Raw genomic sequence first — 18,460 nt, forward strand, 5'->3', positions numbered from 1 at the left:
TCGATGGCGCGCTTGGCTCAGTCCATGCTCAGGCCGAGGCTGGCGAGGTCGCCGCGGCCGGCCCGCACCACCCGCGCGTCGCCGTCGCTGAGGTCGATCACCGTGGTGGGCTGCATCGGGCAGGCGCCCGCGTCGACGATGACCTGGATCTGGCGCTCGTAGCGCTCGCGGATCTCGTGCGGATCGTTCAGCGGTTCGGTCTCGCCCGGCGGGATCAGCGTCGTGCCCAGCAGCGGCTGGCCGAACAGCAGCAGCAGGTCCTGCGTGACCTGGTGTTCGGGCACCCGCAGGCCGATGGTGCGGCGCGAGGGGTGGGACAGCCGGCGCGGCACCTCGCGGGTGGCCTCGAGGATGAAGGTGTAGGGGCCGGGCGTGGCCGTCTTCAGCAGCCGGTACTGGCTGTTGTCGACCCGGGCGTAGCTGGCGAGCTCCGACAGGTCGCGGCACAGCAGCGTCAGGTGGTGCTTGTCGTCGACGCCCCGCAGGCGGCGCAGCGCGTCGGCGGCGGCCTTGTCGTCCAGATGGCACACCAGCGCGTAGCTGGAGTCCGTCGGGATGGCGGCGATGCCGCCGGCCGACAGGATGGCGGCGGCCTGTTTCAGCAGCCGGGGCTGCGGATTGTCGGGATGGACTTCGAAGTACTGGGCCATGGCCCTATTGTCGCGCCACGCCGGCCGGGCGCAGGTTGAGCCAGGCACAGGTGGCGCCACAACAGGCGATCACGCTCATGCCGACCCAGCTCCAGCCGTCGGGCAGGTCACCGAACAGCAGCCAGCCGAGCAGCGCGGCCACGCCGATCTGGCCGTAGAGGAAGGGCATCAGCGTCGAGGCCGGCGCCCGGCCGAGCGCGAGCAGCAGCAGCAGGTGGCCCCCGGTGCCCAGCAGCCCGATCAGCAGCACCAGCGCCCGGGTCGCGCCATCGGCCTCGGCCATCAGCGCCAGCGGCGACACGCCGTGCAGCGCCAGCACCGGCGCGAGCAGCACGGTGCCGATCAGGCCGGTGTAGAAGTGGGTGGTCATCGGGCTCTCCAGCGCCGCCAGCTTGCTGGTCAGCACCTGGAAGCTGGCGTAGGTCAGCGCGCCGCACAGCGGAAACAGCACCGCCCAGCCGAACACGCCGCTGCCCGGGCGCATCACGATCAGCGCCCCGGCGAAGGCCCCGACCACCAGCGCCCAGCGCCGGGCATCGACCCGCTCGTGCAGGAACCAGCCGGCGAACAGCGTCACCAGCACCGGCGTGAGCATGTTGATGGCGGTGAATTCGGCCACCGGCATCGCCTGCACGCCCCAGAAGCTCATCGCCGAGGTGCCCAGCAGCAGGACGCCCCGCACCAGCTGGAAGCGTGGATGGGCGCTGCGCAGCGACTCGCCCGGCCGGCACAGCAGCCAGGCGCCGACCAGCACGGCCTGCGTCAGGTAGCGCAGCCAGAGGATCAGCAGCACCGGCAGCAGCCGGCCCGCGTGGCGGATGCTGCTGTCCATCGTCGCGAAGCAGCAGGCGGCCGCCAGGATCAGCACGATGCCCAGCGTCTCGGTGCCCGCACGCGGGGCGGCGGGTCCGGTCGATGCGGCCGACATCAGCCCGGCCGGGTGATGCGGTGGTCGAGCAGCTCCCACACCGGCGTCAGCGCGCCGGGCAGCCAGGGCAGGCCGCCCAGGTCGATGCGGCTTTCCGCGGGCGAGTGGAAATCGCTGCCCCGCGAGGCCGCCAGCCCGAACTCGCCGGCCATCTCGGCGTACTTGACGAAGTCCGCGGCGTTGTGGCTGCCGGTCACGACCTCGACCCCCTGGCCGCCGTGGGCCTTGAACTCGGAGAACAGCGCGAACTCCTCGGTCGGCGTGAAGCGGTAGCGTCCCGGGTGCGCGATCACGGCCGCGCCACCGGCTTCGGTGATCCAGCGCACGGCGTCGCCCAGCTGGGCCCAGCGGTGCGGCACGAAACCGGGCTTGCCGTCGGCGAGGTATTTGCGGAACACCTCGGAGGTGTCGCCGCAGACCCCGGCCTCGACCAGGAAACGGGCGAAGTGGGTGCGCGAGATCAGGTCCGGGTTGCCGACGTACTTCAGCGCCCCTTCGTAGGCGCCGGGGATGCCCACCTTCAACAGCTCGGCGGCCATGTCGCGGGCCCGCAGCTCGCGCCCGCCGCGGGTGCGGGCCAGGCCTTCGACGATGGCCGGATGGGCCTCGTCGAAGCCCAGGCCGACGATGTGCACGGTCTCGCCGGCGAAGGTGACCGAGATTTCGGTGCCGGTCAGGTAGGCCATGCCGGCGGCCAGCGCCGCCTGGCGGGCACGGGCCTGGCCGGCGAGCTCGTCGTGGTCGGTCAGGGCCCAGAGCTCCACGCCGTTCGCCCGCGCGCGGGCGGCCAGGGTCTCAGGGTCGAGGGTGCCGTCGGAGACGGTGGAATGGCAATGCAGGTCGGCGTTGAGGATGCTCACGGCCTCATTGTAGGCAGCAGGGTCAACCCGCGCTCGGATCAGGGTGCCCGGGCGCAGGCCCGTCACCCCCGAGCCGGGGGCATCGGCCGCAGCCAGGACCGCAGCTCGGCCGCCGGCAGCGGCCGGCTGAAGAAGTAGCCCTGGGCCGCTTCGCAGCCGTTGTCGAGCAGGTAACGCACCTGCGCTTCGGTCTCGACGCCTTCGGCGAGCACCGAGATGCCCAGGTTGTGCCCCATCGCGATCATCGTGCGCACCAGCTGCTCGTCGTTGGGGTCGCCCGGCACGTCGCGCACGAAGCTGCGGTCGATCTTGAGCTTGCTCACCGGGAAACGCTTCAGGTAGGCCAGCGAGGAATAACCGGTGCCGAAGTCGTCGATCGCCAGCTGCACGCCGAGCGCCCGCAGGCGGCCGAGGAACTGCTCGGCCTGGCCGCTCTGCTCCATCAGGCCCGATTCGGTGATCTCCAGCTCGAGCCGCTCGGCGGGCAGGCCCGAGGCGAGCAGCGCCGAGCGCAGCCGCTCGTCGGTGCCGCCGCGGCGCACCTCGACCGGCGACAGGTTGATCGCGATGCGGCCGAAGTCCAGCCCCTCGTCCAGCCAGGCGCGACCCTGGCGGCAGGCCTCGCGGGTCACCCAGTCGCCCAGCGCGATGATCAGGCCGTTCTCCTCGAGCACCGGGATGAACTCGGCCGGCCCGAGCGGTGGCAGGTCGGGCTGGCGCAGCCGCACCAGCGCCTCCACGCCGATCAGCCGGCGATCGCTCAGCTGCAGCAGCGGCTGGTACCAGAGCTCGAACTCGTCGCGCTCCAGCGCCCGGCGCAGGCGGGTGTCCATGCTCAGGCGCGCCTGGGCGGCGGTGGTCAGCGATTCGGTGTAGTAGCGGAAGGTGCTGCGGCCGGCCCGCTTGGCGAGGTACATCGCCGCATCGGCATCGCGCACGAGGTCGCCGCTGCTGTCGCCATCGTCGGGGAAGATGCTGATGCCCACGCTGGCCTGCACGTAGATGACCTGGTCGCCGATCGTGAAGGGCTGCTGCAGCAGCGACAGCAGCTCCTGCGCGACCTGCGCGGCCTCGCCGGCCTCGCCGAGGTGCTCCAGCACCAGCACGAACTCGTCACCGCCCAGCCGTCCGAGCGTGTCGTCGCGCCGCGTGCGCGCCTCCAGCCGCTGCGCGACCATGCCCAGCAGCTGGTCGCCGGCCTCGTGGCCGAGGCTGTCGTTGACGGTCTTGAAGTGGTCGAGGTCGATGAAGAGCACCCCCACGCGGTGCCCGCCGCGGGTGGCGCTTTCCAGCGCGTGCTCGAGCCGGGTGAACACCAGCACCCGGTTGGGCAGCTGGGTCAACGGGTCGAAGTGGGCGAGGCGGTGCAGGCGCTCCTCGGAGAGCTTCTGCTCGGTCGTGTCGGTGAAGACCGCGACGTAGTGGCTGGGGCGCTGCTGGGCATCCCGCACGGTGCTGATCGAGGTCCACTGCGCGTACGGCTGGCCGTCCTTGCGCTGGCTCCACAGCTCGCCCTGCCATTGACCGTCGTCGCGCAGGCTGCGCCACAGGCGATCGAACTGCGCCGGGCCGTGCCGGCGCGAGCGCAGCCGCCGCGGCGTGCGGCCGACCACCTCGGCCTCGGCGTAACCGGTGATGTCGGTGAACGCGCGGTTGACCGAGACGATGCGCGCCTGCAGGTCGGTGACCACGACCGCGTCCTGCGTGCTCTCCAGCGCCGCGGCCAGCAGGCGCATGCGGGCCTGCTGCTCGGCCCAGAGCGTGTCGCGAGTGAATTGCGCCAGCGCGAAGGACAGGTCCATCGCGATCTCGGCGAACAGCGCGCTCTCGTCCGGGTCGTCGGGGTTGAGCTTGTCGCGCATCAGCAGCACGACCGCCCCGATGTCGGCGCCGTCCTCCACCGGCAGGGCCACGCGGTCGAGCGGCTGCAGGCCGTCGGCGCTGACGCCGCTGGCGAGCTCCCACTCCGGTTTCCAGGACGCCGCGCAGCGCCAGGCGATGGGCAGCGCATCGCGCAGGGTCCCGGGGTCGGGGCGGCTCGCCAGGTCACCGTTCACGTCCGCACCGGCCACGATCTCGAAGGGCCGGTCCGGGCCCGCACGGCGCAGCACCACGGCGCGGTGCAGCTGGCCGTGGCTGATCGCCACGTCGCAGACCCGCTGGAACAGCGTGGTCTCGTCCTTGCACCAGACGATGGACTGGTTGACCTGGCTCAGGAAGCTGTAGAGCCGGGTCAGCGCCAGCACCCGCTGCTCGGCCTGCTTGCGCTCGCTGATGTCCCAGCTGATCCAGACCACGGCATCCATCTCGTGCACGGCGCTGATGCGGCCCTCGAACCAGCGCAGGCCCATGGGCAGCAGCAGCTCGTAGTCGCAGGTCTGGGTGTCCCGGCGGGCCAGCGCCTGCCGGATGGCCGCCAGGAACTGGTGCGCCAGATCCGGGGGAAAGACCTCGTCCAGGCGCCGCCCGATCAGCTGTTCCCGGGGCTGGGCGAGCTTGCTCTCGTCACCGAAGACGTCGAGGTAGGTGCCTTGCCGGTCCAGCACGAAGGACAGGTCGGGGATGCTGGCGGCAAACGCGCGCAGGCGGGCCTCGCTCTCGATCAGCCGTGCCAGCGAGGCCTGCCGCAGGCGGCCCTGGTGGTGCATCAGCGCGATCAGGCACAGGCCCAGCACGGCCAGCATCGTCAGCATGGCCGAGGTCAGCAGCAGCTGCTGCAGCCGCTCGGTCTGCAGCCGCTGCTGCAGGGCCAGCTCGAGCTGGCGCGCCGCGGTGTCGACCTGGTTCTGCGCCTGCTGCATGTCGATCGCCGCCGCCCCTTCGTGGGCCCGGATGCGGTCCTGGGCCGCCTGGCGCAGCTGCTGCATCGCCTCGTTGAAGGCCCGGGCCGATGCGAGGGTCTGCGCGTTCACCCGCGAGTCCCACCACAGGGTGTGTTCGCCGAGCATGCGCTGCAGGTCCTGGCCGGTCAGCCGGGCGCTGTCGAGCTGGGCCATCATCAGCGGCAGGCTGGCGCTGGCGTCGTTCATGTGCAGGCGCTCGGCCGTCAGGGCGGCCTGCATCAGCACGATGCGGGCCCGCTGCAGCGCGCTGGCCGGCGCCGTGTGCTGCTCCAGGGTCGTGTTCCAGCGCAGGTGCGACCAGGCCATCAGCACGACGCAGGCGACCAGCAGCACGCTCAGCAGCGCACGCGCCTGCTGCCGGCCCCCCGGGCGAGCGGGGATGGCGGTGGGCTGCGGTGGCGGGCTCATGGGGTGAATCGGCGGGCGGCGTCGACTTCGGCGGCCGTGAAGCCGTGGCGAGCGATCAGCGCGAGGTGTTCGGGGCTGCCCTGGAAACGGGCCAGCGCCTCGTCGAGCGTCGCCCGCATCGCATCCCCGCGGCGCAGCGCGAACGCCGGGTAGCCGATGTTCGACAGGCCCGGCGGGGTGGTGTCGCGGAAAGGTTCGGCCATCGCCAGGCCCGGCTGCCCGGCCATGAGGCGCAGCGACGGGGCCGACAGCGCCAGTCCGGCGGCCTGGCCGTCACGCACGGCGGCCACCGCGGTCAGGGCGTCCGGGGTCGACAGCAGCTGCGGTCCCGACAGGCCCAGTGCCCGGGCCACGGTCTCCTCGACCGAGCCGGCCAGCACGGCCAGACGGGCCTGCGGATGCCGGCGCACGTCCTCGAGGGCGTGCAGGTCCAGCGGATTGCCATGGCGCACCAGCAGCCCCATGCGGGCCGACACGGTCGGGCGGGTGAAATCGACCCGCCGGGCGCGCTCGGGCGTGATGAACAGGCCTGCGGCGGCGATGTCGATGTGCCCCATCTCGAGTTCGTGGATCAGGTCGCCGAAGGGCACGTGCACCCACTGCGGTTCACCCCGCCCGGCCAGGCGCAGCAGCGCCCGCAGCGTCTCGGGGGACTCTCCCGTGACCCGGCCACCGTCGTCGAGCTCCGCGTAGGGCGCCTCGATCGCGTAGCCCACCCGCAGCACCGGTCCGTGCGAGGTTTCGCCGACGCGCGCATGGCGGCTGGCCTCGTCGTGCCACAGCAGGACCACCGCCAGCAGCGTCGTGCCGATGATGAGCAGCGCCCAGTGGGTCGTCTTGAACTGCATGGCCTTCCCCTGATCTCTTTTGTGGCGCATTGTCCGGCCCGCGCCAGCAGGGTAGGGTGTCAGTACGAGAAAGTACCGCTCCGAGGCCTCGGAACCCGGTCTGTCGTCACGCTCGCAGGGCCATGCCACCGGCGCTGCGGCCCCCCTCGTTCAGGTTCAGGCGGGTGCCCTGGGCGCAGTAGCGGTCACGCAGGGCGCTGGCCCCGGCCTGCATCGGCTCGAACAGGTCGATGCGATCCCGGTGGCGGTTGAGCACCATCAGCGACAGCTCGATCAGCTTGGCGTTGAGGGTCTTCTCGCCCTGCTTGATCAGCGTGGCGACCGCGACGCTGGGCGAGCCCTTGACGCTGTGGGTCAGCGCCTGCTCGGCCATGCCCAGGACCTTGGTGTGGGTCTCGCGGATGATGCGATCGGATCCCGCGGAACCGTGGGCGGCCGCGGCCAGCAGGTCGGTGGAGGCCTTGGAGATGCAGAAGCGCAGCGCCAGCTGCTCGACCCAGATCTCGGCGTCGGGCAGCTGGATCTCGGTGCGGGCGATGCGCGTCAGCAGCGCCATCAGGTTGCTGGCGGCCTCGAAGTCGAAGGAGGGCTCGACGTGTTCGGCCACCGCATCCTTGATCATCTGCACGACCTTGGCGACCTGGCGCTCCTGCATCGTGCGCAGGATGGTGACGATGCGCAGGAAACGCTGCAGCCGCTGGTTGTCGGGCTGCTTCTCGACGAAGTGCCCCAGGTTCTCGTGGCAGCGCACGACGCCGCGGCTGTCACCGCGGTCGAACTTCACCATCGACAGCAGCACCAGGGTCTGCGGGTCGAACATCTTGCTGCTGATGCCGATCGAGGTGGCGCGGTCGAAGCAGCGTTCGGCCTCCTCGAAGTTGCCGCCGTAGAACGCCAGCATGCCCTGCTTCTGCAGGCGCGAGACGCTGGAGGGCGTGATCTCGCAGGCGCGGCGGTAGGTTTCCAGCGCGCCGGTGATGTCGCCGTTCTCGACCTGGACCCGGCCCATCACGTCGTAGGCATCGGCGTAGGCCGGATTGTCGGCGATCAGTGACTCCAGCGTGCGGCGCGCCTGCAGCAGGGCGCCGGACTCGACCTCCGCGCGGGCGATGCCCAGCTTGGCCCAGGGCAGCGCGCGGGTGGCCCGCACGGCCTCGTAGAGCTGGCGGGCGGCATCGTGCTTGCCGATGCGCAGCATCAGCTCGGCGCCCATGCGGGCAGCGTAGAGCCAGTATTCACCCCGCCGGGCGAACCGCTCCAGGCACAGGCTGGCGGCGTCCTCGAAGCGGTTTTCCTCGATGGCGGTGAAGATGTCGCCCAGCACGACCTTGCGGTGCCGGGCCTGAACCAGGCGGGTCCCGAGCATCTGGGCGTTGTGCGGCTTGAGCAGGTAGCTGTCGAGGGCCGACTCGGCCGCCTCGGCCACCTTGGCATACGACGCCTCGCCGGTGACCATCACGAACACGGTGGCGAACGGCAGCAGCTGGGCGCGACGCAGATCGTCGAGCAGCTCCTGGCCCCCCTGCGCCTCGCCCTCGAAATGCTGCTCGCACAGCACGATGTCGAAGGTCCGGTTCTCGAGGATGCGCCGGGCATCGACCGGGCGGGAGGTCTGCACCACGGTGCCCACGCCGAAGTCGCGCACCATGCCGATCAGCGTGCTGCGGGAGGTGGCGTTGCCGTCGACGATCAGGGCTCGGCATTCATGGATCATCGGGTCGAGCGGCTGCATGGTGTCCTGTTCGTTGCGGGTCGGTCGGAAGGCTCTTTCCGTCTATCGGCAGTCACCACGCTCGACTTGAGCATTTCGGGGTCGACGCCCTGACGGTGCGTGCGCCCAAGAAAAAACCGCCTGCAGGGCAGGCGGTTTCGGGTGGGTCGCTTACTTGAACAGGTCCTTGACCCGGTCGGTCCAGCTCTTCGCGTTGGGCGAATGCTTGTCACCGCTCTTGCGGAACGAGTCGTCGAGCTCCTTGAGCAGCTTGCGCTGGTGCTCGGTGAGCTTGACCGGCGTCTCCACCGCGATGTGGCAGTACAGGTCGCCCGGGTAGGTCGAACGGATGCCCTTGATGCCCTTGCCGCGCAGCCGGAAGGTCTTGCCGTGCTGCGTGCCCTCGGGCAGTTCGATCTCGGCCTGGCCGCTCAGCGTGGGCACCTCGATCGCGCCGCCCAGGGCCACCGTGGTCAGCGGGACCGGCACGGTGCAGTGCAGGTCGTCGCCGTCACGCTCGAAGATCTCGTGCTGCTTGATGCGGATCTCGACATACAGGTCACCCGCCGGCCCGCCATGCGTGCCGGGCTCGCCGTGGCCGCGCAGGGCGATGCGCTGGCCCTCGTTGATGCCCGCGGGGATCTTGACCTCCAGCGTCTTCTGCTTCTTGATCTTGCCCGCGCCGCTGCAGGTGGTGCAGGGCTCGGGAATGATCTTGCCGGTGCCGTGGCAGTGCGGGCAGGTCTGCTGGATGCTGAAGAAGCCCTGGCGCAGATGCACCGTGCCCGACCCGTGGCAGGTGCTGCAGGTCTTGGGCGAGGTGCCCGGCTTGGCGCCGGTGCCGTGGCAGGTGTCGCATTCCTCCCAGGTCGGGATGCGGATCTGCGTCTCCTTGCCGTGCGCGGCCTCCTCGAGGGTGATCTCCATCGCGTACGACAGGTCGGCGCCGCGGTAGACCTGCTGGCCGCCGCCGCCCCGACGCTGACCGCCGGCCTGGCCGCCGAAGATGTCGCCGAAGATGTCGCCGAAGGCCTCGGCGAAGCCGCCGTAGCCTTCGGGGCCGCCACCACCCGGGCGGAAGCCCGCGCCGGCGCCGTTCGGATCCACGCCGGCATGACCGTACTGGTCATAGGCGGCCCGTTTCTGGGCGTCGGAGAGCATCTCGTAGGCCTCCTTGGCCTCCTTGAACTTTTCCTCCGCTTCCTTGCCTTTGTCCCCCTGATTGCGGTCAGGGTGGAACTTCATCGCAGCCTTGCGATAGGCCTTCTTGATCTCGTCCTCGTTGGCCGTCTTGGCGACGCCCAGGACTTCGTAGTAGTCACGCTTGGCCATGAATGGTGTCCGCGATGCAGGAACAGGAACGCCGCGCCGGCCTGGAGGCTTGCGGCCTCCGGACTCGAATCGCGGCGCATGCCGAAGGCTGGCCCCTCAGGGCCGGCCCGTCGATCACTTCTTGACTTCCTTGAACTCGGCGTCGACGACGTCGTCGTCCGCTGCGTTCTTCGGTTCGGCCTTGGTGGCCTCGGTCGCGTCAGCAGCGCCCGGTGCCCCCGCAGCCTGCTGGGCCTGCATGTCGGCGTACATCTTCTCGCCCAGCTTCTGGCTGGCCGTCATCAGCTCGTTGGTGCGGGCTTCGATGGCTTCCTTGTCGTCGCCCTTGAGCGCGTCCTCGACGGCCTTGATCGCGACCTCGATCTTCTCCTTCTCGCCCGCCTCGAGCTTGTCGCCGTAGTCGGTCAGCGACTTGCGCACCGAGTGCACCATCGCGTCGCCCTGGTTCTTGGCCTGGACGGTCTCGACCTTCTTCTTGTCCTCGGCGGCGTTGAGCTCGGCGTCCTTCACCATCTTCTGGATCTCGTCCTCGGACAGGCCCGAGCTCGCCTTGATGGTGATCTTGTTTTCCTTGCCCGTGCCCTTGTCCTTGGCGCCCACGTGCAGGATGCCGTTGGCGTCGATGTCGAAGCTCACCTCGATCTGCGGCGTGCCACGCTGGGCCGGCGGGATGCCCTCGAGGTTGAACTCGCCCAGCAGCTTGTTGCCGCTGGCCAGCTCACGCTCGCCCTGGAACACCTTGATCGTCACCGCCGGCTGGTTGTCGTCGGCCGTCGAGAAGGTCTGCGCGAACTTGGTCGGGATGGTCGTGTTCTTGGTGATCATCTTCGTCATCACGCCGCCCAGGGTCTCGATGCCCAGGCTCAGCGGGGTGACGTCGAGCAGCAGCACGTCGGTGCGCTCGCCGCCCAGCACCTGACCCTGGATGGCCGCGCCCACGGCGACGGCTTCATCCGGGTTCACGTCCTTGCGCGGCTCCTTGCCGAAGAACTCCTTGACCTTGTCCTGCACCTTGGGCATGCGGCTCATGCCGCCGACCAGGATGACGTCGTCGATCGAGCCGACGGACACGCCCGCGTCCTTCATCGCCGTGCGGCAGGGCGCGATCGTGCGCTCGATCAGCTCCTCGACCAGGCTTTCCAGCTTGGCGCGGGTCAGCTTGATGTTCAGGTGCTTCGGGCCCGAGGCGTCGGCCGTGATGTAGGGCAGGTTGACGTCGGTCTGCGACGAGTTCGACAGCTCGATCTTGGCCTTCTCGGCGGCTTCCTTCAGGCGCTGCAGGGCCAGCACGTCGCGGGTCAGGTCGACGCCCTGTTCCTTCTTGAACTCGGTGACGATGAAGTCGATGATGCGCTGGTCGAAGTCCTCGCCGCCCAGGAAGGTGTCGCCGTTGGTCGACAGCACCTCGAACTGCATCTCGCCGTCGACGTCCGCGATCTCGATGATCGAGATGTCGAAGGTGCCACCGCCCAGGTCATAGACGGCGATCTTGCGGTCGCCCTTGCCGTGCTTGTCCAGGCCGAAGGCCAGGGCCGCGGCGGTGGGCTCGTTGATGATGCGCTTGACGTCCAGGCCGGCGATGCGACCGGCGTCCTTGGTGGCCTGGCGCTGGGCATCGTTGAAGTAGGCCGGCACCGTGATGACGGCCTCGGTCACTTCTTCACCGAGGTAGTCCTCGGCGGTCTTCTTCATCTTGCGCAGCACTTCGGCCGAGACCTGCGGGGGCGCCATCTTCTTGCCACGCACTTCCACCCAGGCGTCGCCGTTGTCGGCCGCGGCGATGGAGTAGGGCATCAGGTCGATGTCCTTCTGCACTTCCTTCTCGGTGAACTTGCGGCCGATCAGGCGCTTGACGGCGTAGAGCGTGTTGCGCGGGTTCGTGACCGCCTGGCGCTTGGCCGAGGCACCGACGAGGATCTCGCCGTCTTCCTGGTAGGCGATGATGGACGGCGTCGTGCGCGCGCCTTCCGAGTTCTCGATCACCTTCGTCGTGTTGCCTTCCATGATGGCAACGCACGAGTTGGTGGTTCCGAGGTCAATGCCGATGATCTTGCCCATAGTGTGTGCTCCGCGGGAATTTGCTTGGTTGTCTTCGATGTGTGGTGAACCCGCGTGGTTTCAAGGGGTGTTCACCCAGAAATCGCGGGGAGGCGGCAGCCTGGGGCGCCGCCGTGGGGCTCACTTCGGGCCGGTCACGGTCACCAGGGCCGGGCGCAGCACACGCTCGGCGATCAGGTAACCCTTCTGCAGCACCGACACCACGGTGTTGGCTTCCTGGTCGGCCGGCACGACGCTGATGGCCTGGTGCTGGTGCGGGTCGAAGCGCGTGCCGGCGGGCGGGCTGATCTCCAGGACCTTGTTGCGCTCGAGCGCCTGGCCCAGCTGGCGCAGCGTGGCGTGCACGCCCTCGAGCATCTGCTCGACCGAGCCCTGGCCGGCCGCGTGCGTGGCGATCGCGGCCTCGAGGCTGTCCTTGACCGGCAGCAGGCTGTCGGCAAAACCCTCGATCGCGAAGCGGCGCGACTTGGCGATCTCCTCGTCGGCGCGGCGGCGGGTGTTGTCCGCATCGGCCTTGGCGCGCAGGAAGGCGTCGGCCAGCTCGGTCTGCTTGGCTTCCAGCTCGGCCACGCGGGCCAGCGCTTCGCTCAGTGCGTCCACCGGAGCGGCCTGGCCGTGGTCACTGGCGGTGTGTTGATCTTGGCTATCGATATTCGTCGATTGATTTGCGTCTGACATGGCGATGGGAAGCAAGACTGAAAGCGACGTCCGGGAGGCCGGACGGGGCGGAATGCGGTGCACCTCGTCGGATGCGCTGAGGCCGCGCCTGCAGGGCAGGGCGGCGCAAAAGCCGCAAGGTTGCGCGACAACTGGGGCCATGCCAACCGGTTTCAAGAGGCCGGCGCGGAACTTTTCGAGAAATCAGCGCTCGTCGTCGATCTGCGCGCTCCAGCGCTGCCATTCGACCAGTTGCCGGCGGTCGGACTTGGTCGGCCGGCCGTGCTCGATGGTCAGCGCCGGGTCGGCCTGGTAGGGCCGCTGGGCGCGCCAGGCGGCCTGGGCGGCCAGGCTGGCTTCGGTCTCCGCATACAGCAGCCGCGCGGCCGGGGCGGGCCCGCGCACGGTGCTGACCGCCAGCACCTTCAGCTCTCGGGGCTGCGGGCAGCCCCCGCCGCGCACCGCCAGCAGGTCGCCGGCCCGGACCTCGCGGGCCGGCTTGGCCACCGCCTGGCCGTTGATCGTGAGGCGCCCGCGGCTGACCTCCTCGGCGGCCAGGGCGCGGGTCTTGAAGAGCCGGGCCGCCCACAGCCACTTGTCCAGGCGCAGGCTGCCGGCCGGGTCGACCTTGTACTGCTGCCTCAGCGCGGCCGCCTCGGCCGCGCCGGGGGGCGGGGTGGTGTCCGGTCCGTCGTCCAGCGGGCTGTCGCCGTCGTCGTCGGGGGTGGGCAGTGGCGGGTGTGGTGGCATCGGCGGATGGGGAAAAAAGGGGTGGAACAGCCGGGGCCGGCGCCGGTCAGGGCGCCGCGCCGCTGGCCAGCGGCAGGCGCACCGTGGCGTCCAGCCCGGTGATGCGGCTGTGCTCGATGCGGTTGTCGAGCGTCAGCTCGCCGCCGAGGTTGTGCACGATCTCGCGGCAGATCGCCAGGCCCAGGCCCGAGCCGCTGCGCAGGTCGCCGTGCGGCCCGCCGGTGGCGAACGGGCGGAACAGATTGTCGCGCAGCGCGTCGGCGATGCCGGGGCCGCCGTCGGCGATGGTCAGCGCGGCATGCCGGCCGTCGTGCACCAGGCGCACCGCCAGCGCCGAGCCGGCCGGGCTGCACTTGATCGCGTTGTGCAGCAGGTTGCGCACCAGTTCGCGCAGGGCCCACTCGTGGGCCCGCACCGGCGCCTCGACGGTCTCGATCAGGAATTCCAGCTCGCGTCCGGCGATCAGCGCCGACAGGTCGAGCGCGATCTCGCGGGTCACGCCGGCCCAGTCCAGCCGCGGCTCGTTGCCCTGGTGGCGCAGCTGCTCGACCTTGGCCAGCGCCAGCATCTGGTTGGCCAGGTCGGTGGCGCGGTCGACGGTGTGCTCGATCTCGCGCAGCGCCTGGGCGGGCTCGACATCACCGCGCCGGGCCGACTGCACCTGGGTCTTGAGCACCGCCATCGGCGTGCGCAGCTGGTGCGAGGCGTCACGCACGAAGCGTTTCTGGTGCTCCAGCAGCTGGGCCAGCCGCGCCATCATCTCGTTGGTGGCATCCACCAGCGGCAGCAGCTCGGCCGGCGTGCCGGCGGCCTGCAGCGGGGTCAGGTCGCCTTCCGGGCGCTGCTCGATCTGCCGGCTCAGCCGCAGCACCGGCCGGGTGGCGCGCTGCACCACCCAGACCACCACGGCGGCGATCACCAGCACCAGCACGATCTGGTGCCACAGCGTCTCCAGCAGGATCTGGCGGGCCAGCGTGTGGCGCAGCTCCAGCGTCTCGGCGACCTGGATGGTGGCCATGCCCTGTCCGGTCGCGCTGGCCACCGGCTGCAGCAGCACGGCCATGCGCACCGGCTGGCCGCGGTAGACGTCGTCGTAGAAGTCGACCAGCGCGGCGTAGACGGTGCGCCCGGACAGCCGGCCGCGCCAGCGGGGCAGGTCCTGGAAGCCCGATACCGGCTCGCCCTGGAAGCCGGTCACCCGGTAGTAGAGCCGGCTGCGGTTGTCGGCCTCGAAGGCCTCGAGGGCCGAATACAGCACGGTCGCCTTGACGGCGGCCTGCTCGCCGCTGCCGGTGACCTCCAGCAGCTCGCCGATCGACTTGGCCGAGGCCAGCAGCGTGCGGTCGTAGGCGGTGTCGGCCGACTCCAGCGCCTCGCGGTAGAGGCTGACGGTGTTGAGCGCGACCAGCACGATCACCGGCAGCAGGATGCCCAGCAGCAGGCGGCTGCGCAGCGAGGCGCCGTCGCCCAGCAGCGGCCAGCGGGAGCGCAGGCGGGACGGCTTCATGCAGCCTTCAGCAGATAGCCCAGCCCGCGCAGCGTCACCAGCTGCGCGTCGGTCGACGCCAGCTTCTTGCGCAGCCGGTAGACGACCACCTCGATGGCCTCCTGGGCGACCTCCTTCTGGCCCGGGAAGACCAGCTCGGACAGGCGCTCCTTGGCCACGGCGTGTCCCGGCCGCGCCAGCAGCGCGCGCAGCAGCGCGCCCTCGCGGGCGGTCAGGTCCATCACCTCGCCGTTCAGGTGCACCGCGCCGCTGTCGGCGTCGACGTGCAGGCCGCAGTAGGCCTCGGCCGCCGGGCCGGCGCCGCTCGCGCCCTGGCCCGCGCCCGGCCCGCCGGCCCGGCGCACCAGCGCGCGCAGCCGGGCCTCCAGCTCGTCGAGGTCGAAGGGCTTGGCCAGGTAGTCGTCGGCCCCGGTGTTCAGGCCCAGGATGCGGTCACCCACGGTGCCGCGTGCCGTCAGGATCAGCACCGGCGTGCGCAGCCCGCCGGCGCGCGCCCGGGCCAGCACCTGCAGCCCGTCCAGGCCCGGCAGGCTCAGGTCGAGCACCACCACGTCGGGCTGGCTGGCCTCCCAGCGCGACAGCGCCCGGCTGCCGTCCTCGCAGCCGATGACGTGCATGCCCTGGCGCTCGAACGTGCGCCTCAGTGTGGCCTGCATGGCCGCGTTGTCCTCGATGATCAGCAGTTTCATGTCGCGGCATCCGCATTTGCCCTAGGCCGACCGACAGCCGAATGACAGCCCCGGTCCCGAACATCAGCCTGTCCGCCAACATTATCAGGAGACGACATGCGCCGTGACACCTTCCTCAAGTCCATGCTGGCCATGGCCGCTGCCGGCACGCTGCCGCTGTCCGCGCGTGCGGCTGCCGCCAACATCAAGCTGATGATCCCGGCCAACCCGGGCGGTGGCTGGGACACGACCGGGCGCGCTCTGGGCAAGGCGCTGCAGGATGCCGCTGCCGCCGCCACGGTGCAATACGAGAACAAGGGCGGCGCCGCCGGTGCGATCGGCCTGGCGCAGTTCGTCAACGCCGGCAAGGGCGATCCGAACACGCTGATGGTGATGGGTGCGGTGATGCTGGGCGGCATCATCACCGGCAAGCCGCCGGTCAGCCTGACGCAGGCCACGCCGATCGCGCGCCTGACCAGCGAGTACAACGTCTTCGTCGTGCCCGCCGACTCGCCCTTCAAGACGATGAAGGACGTGATCGACCAGATGAAGAAGGACACCGGCAGCGTCAAGTGGGGTGGCGGCTCGCGCGGCTCGACCGAGCACATCGCCGCGGCGATGATCGCGCGTGCGGTGGGTGCCGATCCGTCGCGCATCAACTACGTGCCCTTCCGTGGCGGCGGCGAGGCGATCGCGGCCATCCTGGGCGGCAACGTCTCGGTCGGCGGCAGCGGCTACAGCGAGTTCGCGCAGTACATCGAGAGCGGCAAGATGCGCCCGATCGGCGTGACCTCCGCGACCCGCCTGAAGGGCGTCAACGTGCCCACGCTGAAGGAGCAGGGCATCGACGTCGAGATCGGCAACTGGCGCGGCGTGTACGCCGCCCCGGGCATCACGCCCGAGCAGCGCAAGGCGCTGACCGACATGGTCCTGAAGGCCACCAAGAGCAAGGCTTGGCTGGAGTCGATGGAGAAGAACGGCTGGACCGACGCCTGGCTGGCCGGCCCGGCGTTCGACGCCTTCGTCGAGCGCGAGTTCGCCAGCCTGCGCGCCACGATGGTCAAGGCCGGGATGATCTGAGCGCGGGCCAGCGCTGCGACAGGGCGCGGAACGTTCGTTCCCGCGCCCTGCGTCTTTTGAAACGGAGAAGTTCTCATGTCCCAGACCTTGCCTGTCGCCGGATCCGGCGAGTCCAGGCTCAATCAGACCCAGGCCCTGCTCGGCCTGGGCGTGCTGGCGGTCGCCGGCGTGCTGGCGTGGGGGGCCACGTCGATCCCCTCGAACGCCGGTTACGCCGGCGTCGGCCCCAATTTCCTGCCCTGGGTGGTGTCGGGCCTGCTGGCGCTGTGCGGCGGCTTCCTGGTCTGGGAGGCAGCCAGCGGCGGTTTCCGCGCGATGGGTGAGCCCGATGGTGCCGAACGGGGCGACTGGAAGGCCTTCGGCTGGGTGTCGGCGGCCATCCTGCTCAACGCGGGGCTGATCACCTCGATCGGCTTCATCCTCAGCTGTGCCCTGTGCTTCGTGCTGGCCGTGCGGGGTTTCAAGCTGGCGGAAGGCCGCTTCGACCTGAGCCTGCGGGCCTGGGTCCAGGATGCGCTGATCGGCATGGCCATCAGCGCGCCGGTCTACTGGATGTTCACCAAGGCGCTGGCCATCAGCCTGCCGGGCCTGACGCAGACGGGGTGGTTGTGATGGACATCTGGAATCAGCTTCTTCAAGGCTTCATGACCGCCGGCACGCCGGTGAACCTGCTGTGGGCGCTGTTCGGCTGCACGCTGGGCACGGCCGTGGGCGTGCTGCCGGGCATCGGGCCGGCCACCGCGGTGGCCATGCTGCTGCCCATCACGCTGCAGGTCGAGCCGACCGCCTCGATGATCTTCTTCGCCGGCATCTACTACGGCGCGATGTATGGCGGCTCGACCACCTCCATCCTGCTGAACACGCCCGGCGAGGCCGGCTCGATGGTGACCGCGCTCGAGGGCAACAGGATGGCCAAGAGCGGGCGCGCCGGCGCGGCGCTGGCCACGGCGGCCATCGGCTCCTTCGTCGCGGGCACCATCGCCACCGTGCTGGTGACGCTGTTCGCCCCGGTGGTGGCGGTCTACGCCATCAAGCTCGGTCCGCCCGAGTACTTCATGCTGATGCTGCTGGCCTTCTGCACCGTCAGCTCGGTGCTGGGCCAGAGCACGGTGCGTGGCCTGACCTCGCTGGGCATCGGCCTGGCGGTCGGCCTGGTGGGCATCGACCAGATCTCCGGCCAGGCCCGCTACACCGGCGGGGTGCCCGAGTTCATGGACGGCCTCGAGGTGGTGCTGCTGGCCGTGGGCCTGTTCGCGGTGGCCGAGGTGCTGTATGCGGTGCTGTTCCAGGGCCGCGAGGTCGAGACGCAGAACAAGCTGTCGCGGGTGCACATGACCCGCCAGGAATGGCGCCGTTCGTGGCCGGCCTGGCTGCGCGCCACCTTCATCGGCTTTCCGTTCGGCACCATCCCGGCCGGCGGCAGCGAGATCCCGACCTTCCTGAGCTACGCGACCGAGAAGAAGCTCTCCAGGCACAAGGAGGAGTTCGGCACCTCCGGCGCCATCGAGGGCGTGGCCGGCCCGGAGGCGGCCAACAACGCGGCCATCACCGCCACGCTGATCCCGCTGCTGACGCTGGGCATCCCGACCAGCAACACCACGGCCATCCTGCTGGGCGCGTTCCAGAACTACGGCATCCAGCCCGGCCCGCAGCTGTTCGACACCAACGCCTCGCTGGTGTGGGCGCTGATCGCCTCGCTCTACATCGGCAACGTCATGCTGCTGGTGCTGAACCTGCCGCTGGTGGGCCTGTGGGTGAAGCTGCTGAAGATCCCGAAGGCGCCGCTCTATGCGGGCATCCTGATCTTCGCGACCGTGGGCGTGTACGGCATGCGCCAGAGCGCCTTCGACCTGTTCGTCATGTACGCGATCGGCGTGGTGGGTGTGCTGATGCGCCGCTTCAACTTCCCGACCGCACCGGTCATCGTCGGCATGATCCTGGGCCCGCTGGCCGAGGCGCAGATGCGCAACGCGCTGTCCATCGGCGAAGGCCGCTGGAGCGTGCTGATCGAGCGGCCGATGTCGGCCGCCCTGCTGGCCCTCGTGGTGGCGGTGCTGGTGCTGCCGCGACTGATGAAGCTGCGCCGCGGCTGATCCGCGGGCCGCGCCGCACGACCCGACGCCGCACTTGTGCGGCGTTTTTGCATCAGGTGCCGGTTTT

Annotated in this window: 15 protein-coding genes; 3 read left to right on the top strand and 12 right to left on the bottom strand. The window is 70.2% G+C overall.

Going from position 1 to position 18,460, the window contains the following annotated elements:
- Nucleotides 1–17 precede the first annotated feature (17 nt).
- The 12 genes from C7444_RS12790 to C7444_RS12845 form a co-directional block, all read right to left on the bottom strand.
- Nucleotides 18–650: an L-threonylcarbamoyladenylate synthase gene (locus tag C7444_RS12790; RefSeq protein WP_110401239.1), complete on the bottom strand. Its 633-nt coding sequence runs from the start codon at nt 648–650 to the stop codon at nt 18–20.
- A 4-nt stretch (nt 651–654) separates the two neighbouring features.
- On the bottom strand, nt 655–1,578 hold the full coding sequence (locus C7444_RS12795) for a DMT family transporter (protein ID WP_110401240.1): 924 nt from the start codon (nt 1,576–1,578) through the stop codon (nt 655–657).
- Nucleotides 1,578–2,438, bottom strand: coding sequence for a 3',5'-nucleoside bisphosphate phosphatase (locus tag C7444_RS12800; RefSeq protein ID WP_110401241.1), 861 nt, complete (start codon nt 2,436–2,438; stop codon nt 1,578–1,580). The genes C7444_RS12795 and C7444_RS12800 overlap by 1 nt, the downstream gene beginning before the upstream one ends.
- Nucleotides 2,439–2,500: 62 nt before the next feature.
- Nucleotides 2,501–5,689 carry a sensor domain-containing protein gene (locus C7444_RS12805; protein WP_110401242.1) on the bottom strand — a complete coding sequence of 1,063 codons (3,189 nt, stop codon included), beginning with the start codon at nt 5,687–5,689 and terminating at the stop codon, nt 2,501–2,503.
- Nucleotides 5,686–6,537: a transporter substrate-binding domain-containing protein gene (locus C7444_RS12810; protein ID WP_110401243.1), complete on the bottom strand. Its 852-nt coding sequence runs from the start codon at nt 6,535–6,537 to the stop codon at nt 5,686–5,688. Before C7444_RS12810 ends, C7444_RS12805 begins: the two co-directional genes overlap by 4 nt.
- 106 nt (nt 6,538–6,643) lie before the next feature.
- Nucleotides 6,644–8,269: a tetratricopeptide repeat protein gene (locus tag C7444_RS12815; protein WP_110401244.1), complete on the bottom strand. Its 1,626-nt coding sequence runs from the start codon at nt 8,267–8,269 to the stop codon at nt 6,644–6,646.
- 150 nt (nt 8,270–8,419) lie between these two features.
- Entirely contained in the window at nt 8,420–9,580 is a 1,161-nt protein-coding gene (gene dnaJ, locus C7444_RS12820; RefSeq protein WP_110401245.1) for a molecular chaperone DnaJ, read from the bottom strand.
- A gap of 114 nt (nt 9,581–9,694) precedes the next feature.
- A complete protein-coding gene (gene dnaK / locus C7444_RS12825; protein WP_259372559.1) occupies nt 9,695–11,677 on the bottom strand; it encodes a molecular chaperone DnaK in 1,983 nt (660 codons plus the stop codon).
- An 81-nt stretch (nt 11,678–11,758) separates the two neighbouring features.
- The gene (gene grpE / locus C7444_RS12830; RefSeq protein ID WP_110401247.1) at nt 11,759–12,316 is read right to left on the bottom strand and encodes a nucleotide exchange factor GrpE; all 558 of its coding nucleotides are present in this window, start codon (nt 12,314–12,316) and stop codon (nt 11,759–11,761) included.
- A 183-nt stretch (nt 12,317–12,499) separates the two neighbouring features.
- Nucleotides 12,500–13,045, bottom strand: coding sequence for an RNA-binding S4 domain-containing protein (locus C7444_RS12835; protein WP_110401248.1), 546 nt, complete (start codon nt 13,043–13,045; stop codon nt 12,500–12,502).
- Between the two features lie 46 nt (nt 13,046–13,091).
- On the bottom strand, nt 13,092–14,552 hold the full coding sequence (locus C7444_RS12840; RefSeq protein WP_110401249.1) for a sensor histidine kinase: 1,461 nt from the start codon (nt 14,550–14,552) through the stop codon (nt 13,092–13,094).
- Complete coding sequence (locus C7444_RS12845) at nt 14,549–15,241, bottom strand: response regulator transcription factor (protein ID WP_110401250.1); 693 nt, start codon at nt 15,239–15,241, stop codon at nt 14,549–14,551. Before C7444_RS12845 ends, C7444_RS12840 begins: the two co-directional genes overlap by 4 nt.
- A 96-nt stretch (nt 15,242–15,337) precedes the next feature.
- Here C7444_RS12845 and C7444_RS12850 point away from each other — a divergent pair, with 96 nt between their 5' ends.
- From C7444_RS12850 to C7444_RS12860, 3 genes are all read left to right on the top strand, one after another.
- On the top strand, nt 15,338–16,300 hold the full coding sequence (locus C7444_RS12850; RefSeq protein WP_110401251.1) for a Bug family tripartite tricarboxylate transporter substrate binding protein: 963 nt from the start codon (nt 15,338–15,340) through the stop codon (nt 16,298–16,300).
- A 75-nt stretch (nt 16,301–16,375) separates the two neighbouring features.
- Entirely contained in the window at nt 16,376–16,912 is a 537-nt protein-coding gene (locus C7444_RS12855) for a tripartite tricarboxylate transporter TctB family protein (RefSeq protein ID WP_110401252.1), read from the top strand.
- Nucleotides 16,912–18,393 (top strand): tripartite tricarboxylate transporter permease, encoded by a 1,482-nt coding sequence (locus C7444_RS12860; RefSeq protein ID WP_110401253.1) that lies wholly within the window; start codon nt 16,912–16,914, stop codon nt 18,391–18,393. The genes C7444_RS12855 and C7444_RS12860 overlap by 1 nt, the downstream gene beginning before the upstream one ends.
- Nucleotides 18,394–18,460 lie beyond the last annotated feature (67 nt).

This window comes from Sphaerotilus hippei, from assembly GCF_003201595.1.
GTDB classification, from domain to species: Bacteria; Pseudomonadota; Gammaproteobacteria; order Burkholderiales; family Burkholderiaceae_C; genus Sphaerotilus; species Sphaerotilus hippei.

Bases quoted from the DNA above. Each gene is read 5' to 3' on its own strand.
- C7444_RS12810 (WP_110401243.1), bottom strand. From the start codon at position 6,537: ATGCAGTTCAAGACGACCCACTGGGCGCTGCTCATCATCGGCACGACG.
- C7444_RS12840 (WP_110401249.1), bottom strand. From the start codon at position 14,552: ATGAAGCCGTCCCGCCTGCGCTCCCGCTGGCCGCTGCTGGGCGACGGC.
- C7444_RS12805 (WP_110401242.1), bottom strand. From the start codon at position 5,689: ATGAGCCCGCCACCGCAGCCCACCGCCATCCCCGCTCGCCCGGGGGGC.
- C7444_RS12795 (WP_110401240.1), bottom strand. From the start codon at position 1,578: ATGTCGGCCGCATCGACCGGACCCGCCGCCCCGCGTGCGGGCACCGAG.
- C7444_RS12855 (WP_110401252.1), top strand. From the start codon at position 16,376: ATGTCCCAGACCTTGCCTGTCGCCGGATCCGGCGAGTCCAGGCTCAAT.
- C7444_RS12845 (WP_110401250.1), bottom strand. From the start codon at position 15,241: ATGAAACTGCTGATCATCGAGGACAACGCGGCCATGCAGGCCACACTG.
- C7444_RS12835 (WP_110401248.1), bottom strand. From the start codon at position 13,045: ATGCCACCACACCCGCCACTGCCCACCCCCGACGACGACGGCGACAGC.
- C7444_RS12815 (WP_110401244.1), bottom strand. From the start codon at position 8,269: ATGCAGCCGCTCGACCCGATGATCCATGAATGCCGAGCCCTGATCGTC.
- C7444_RS12790 (WP_110401239.1), bottom strand. From the start codon at position 650: ATGGCCCAGTACTTCGAAGTCCATCCCGACAATCCGCAGCCCCGGCTG.
- grpE (WP_110401247.1), bottom strand. From the start codon at position 12,316: ATGTCAGACGCAAATCAATCGACGAATATCGATAGCCAAGATCAACAC.
- C7444_RS12860 (WP_110401253.1), top strand. From the start codon at position 16,912: ATGGACATCTGGAATCAGCTTCTTCAAGGCTTCATGACCGCCGGCACG.
- dnaJ (WP_110401245.1), bottom strand. From the start codon at position 9,580: ATGGCCAAGCGTGACTACTACGAAGTCCTGGGCGTCGCCAAGACGGCC.
- C7444_RS12850 (WP_110401251.1), top strand. From the start codon at position 15,338: ATGCGCCGTGACACCTTCCTCAAGTCCATGCTGGCCATGGCCGCTGCC.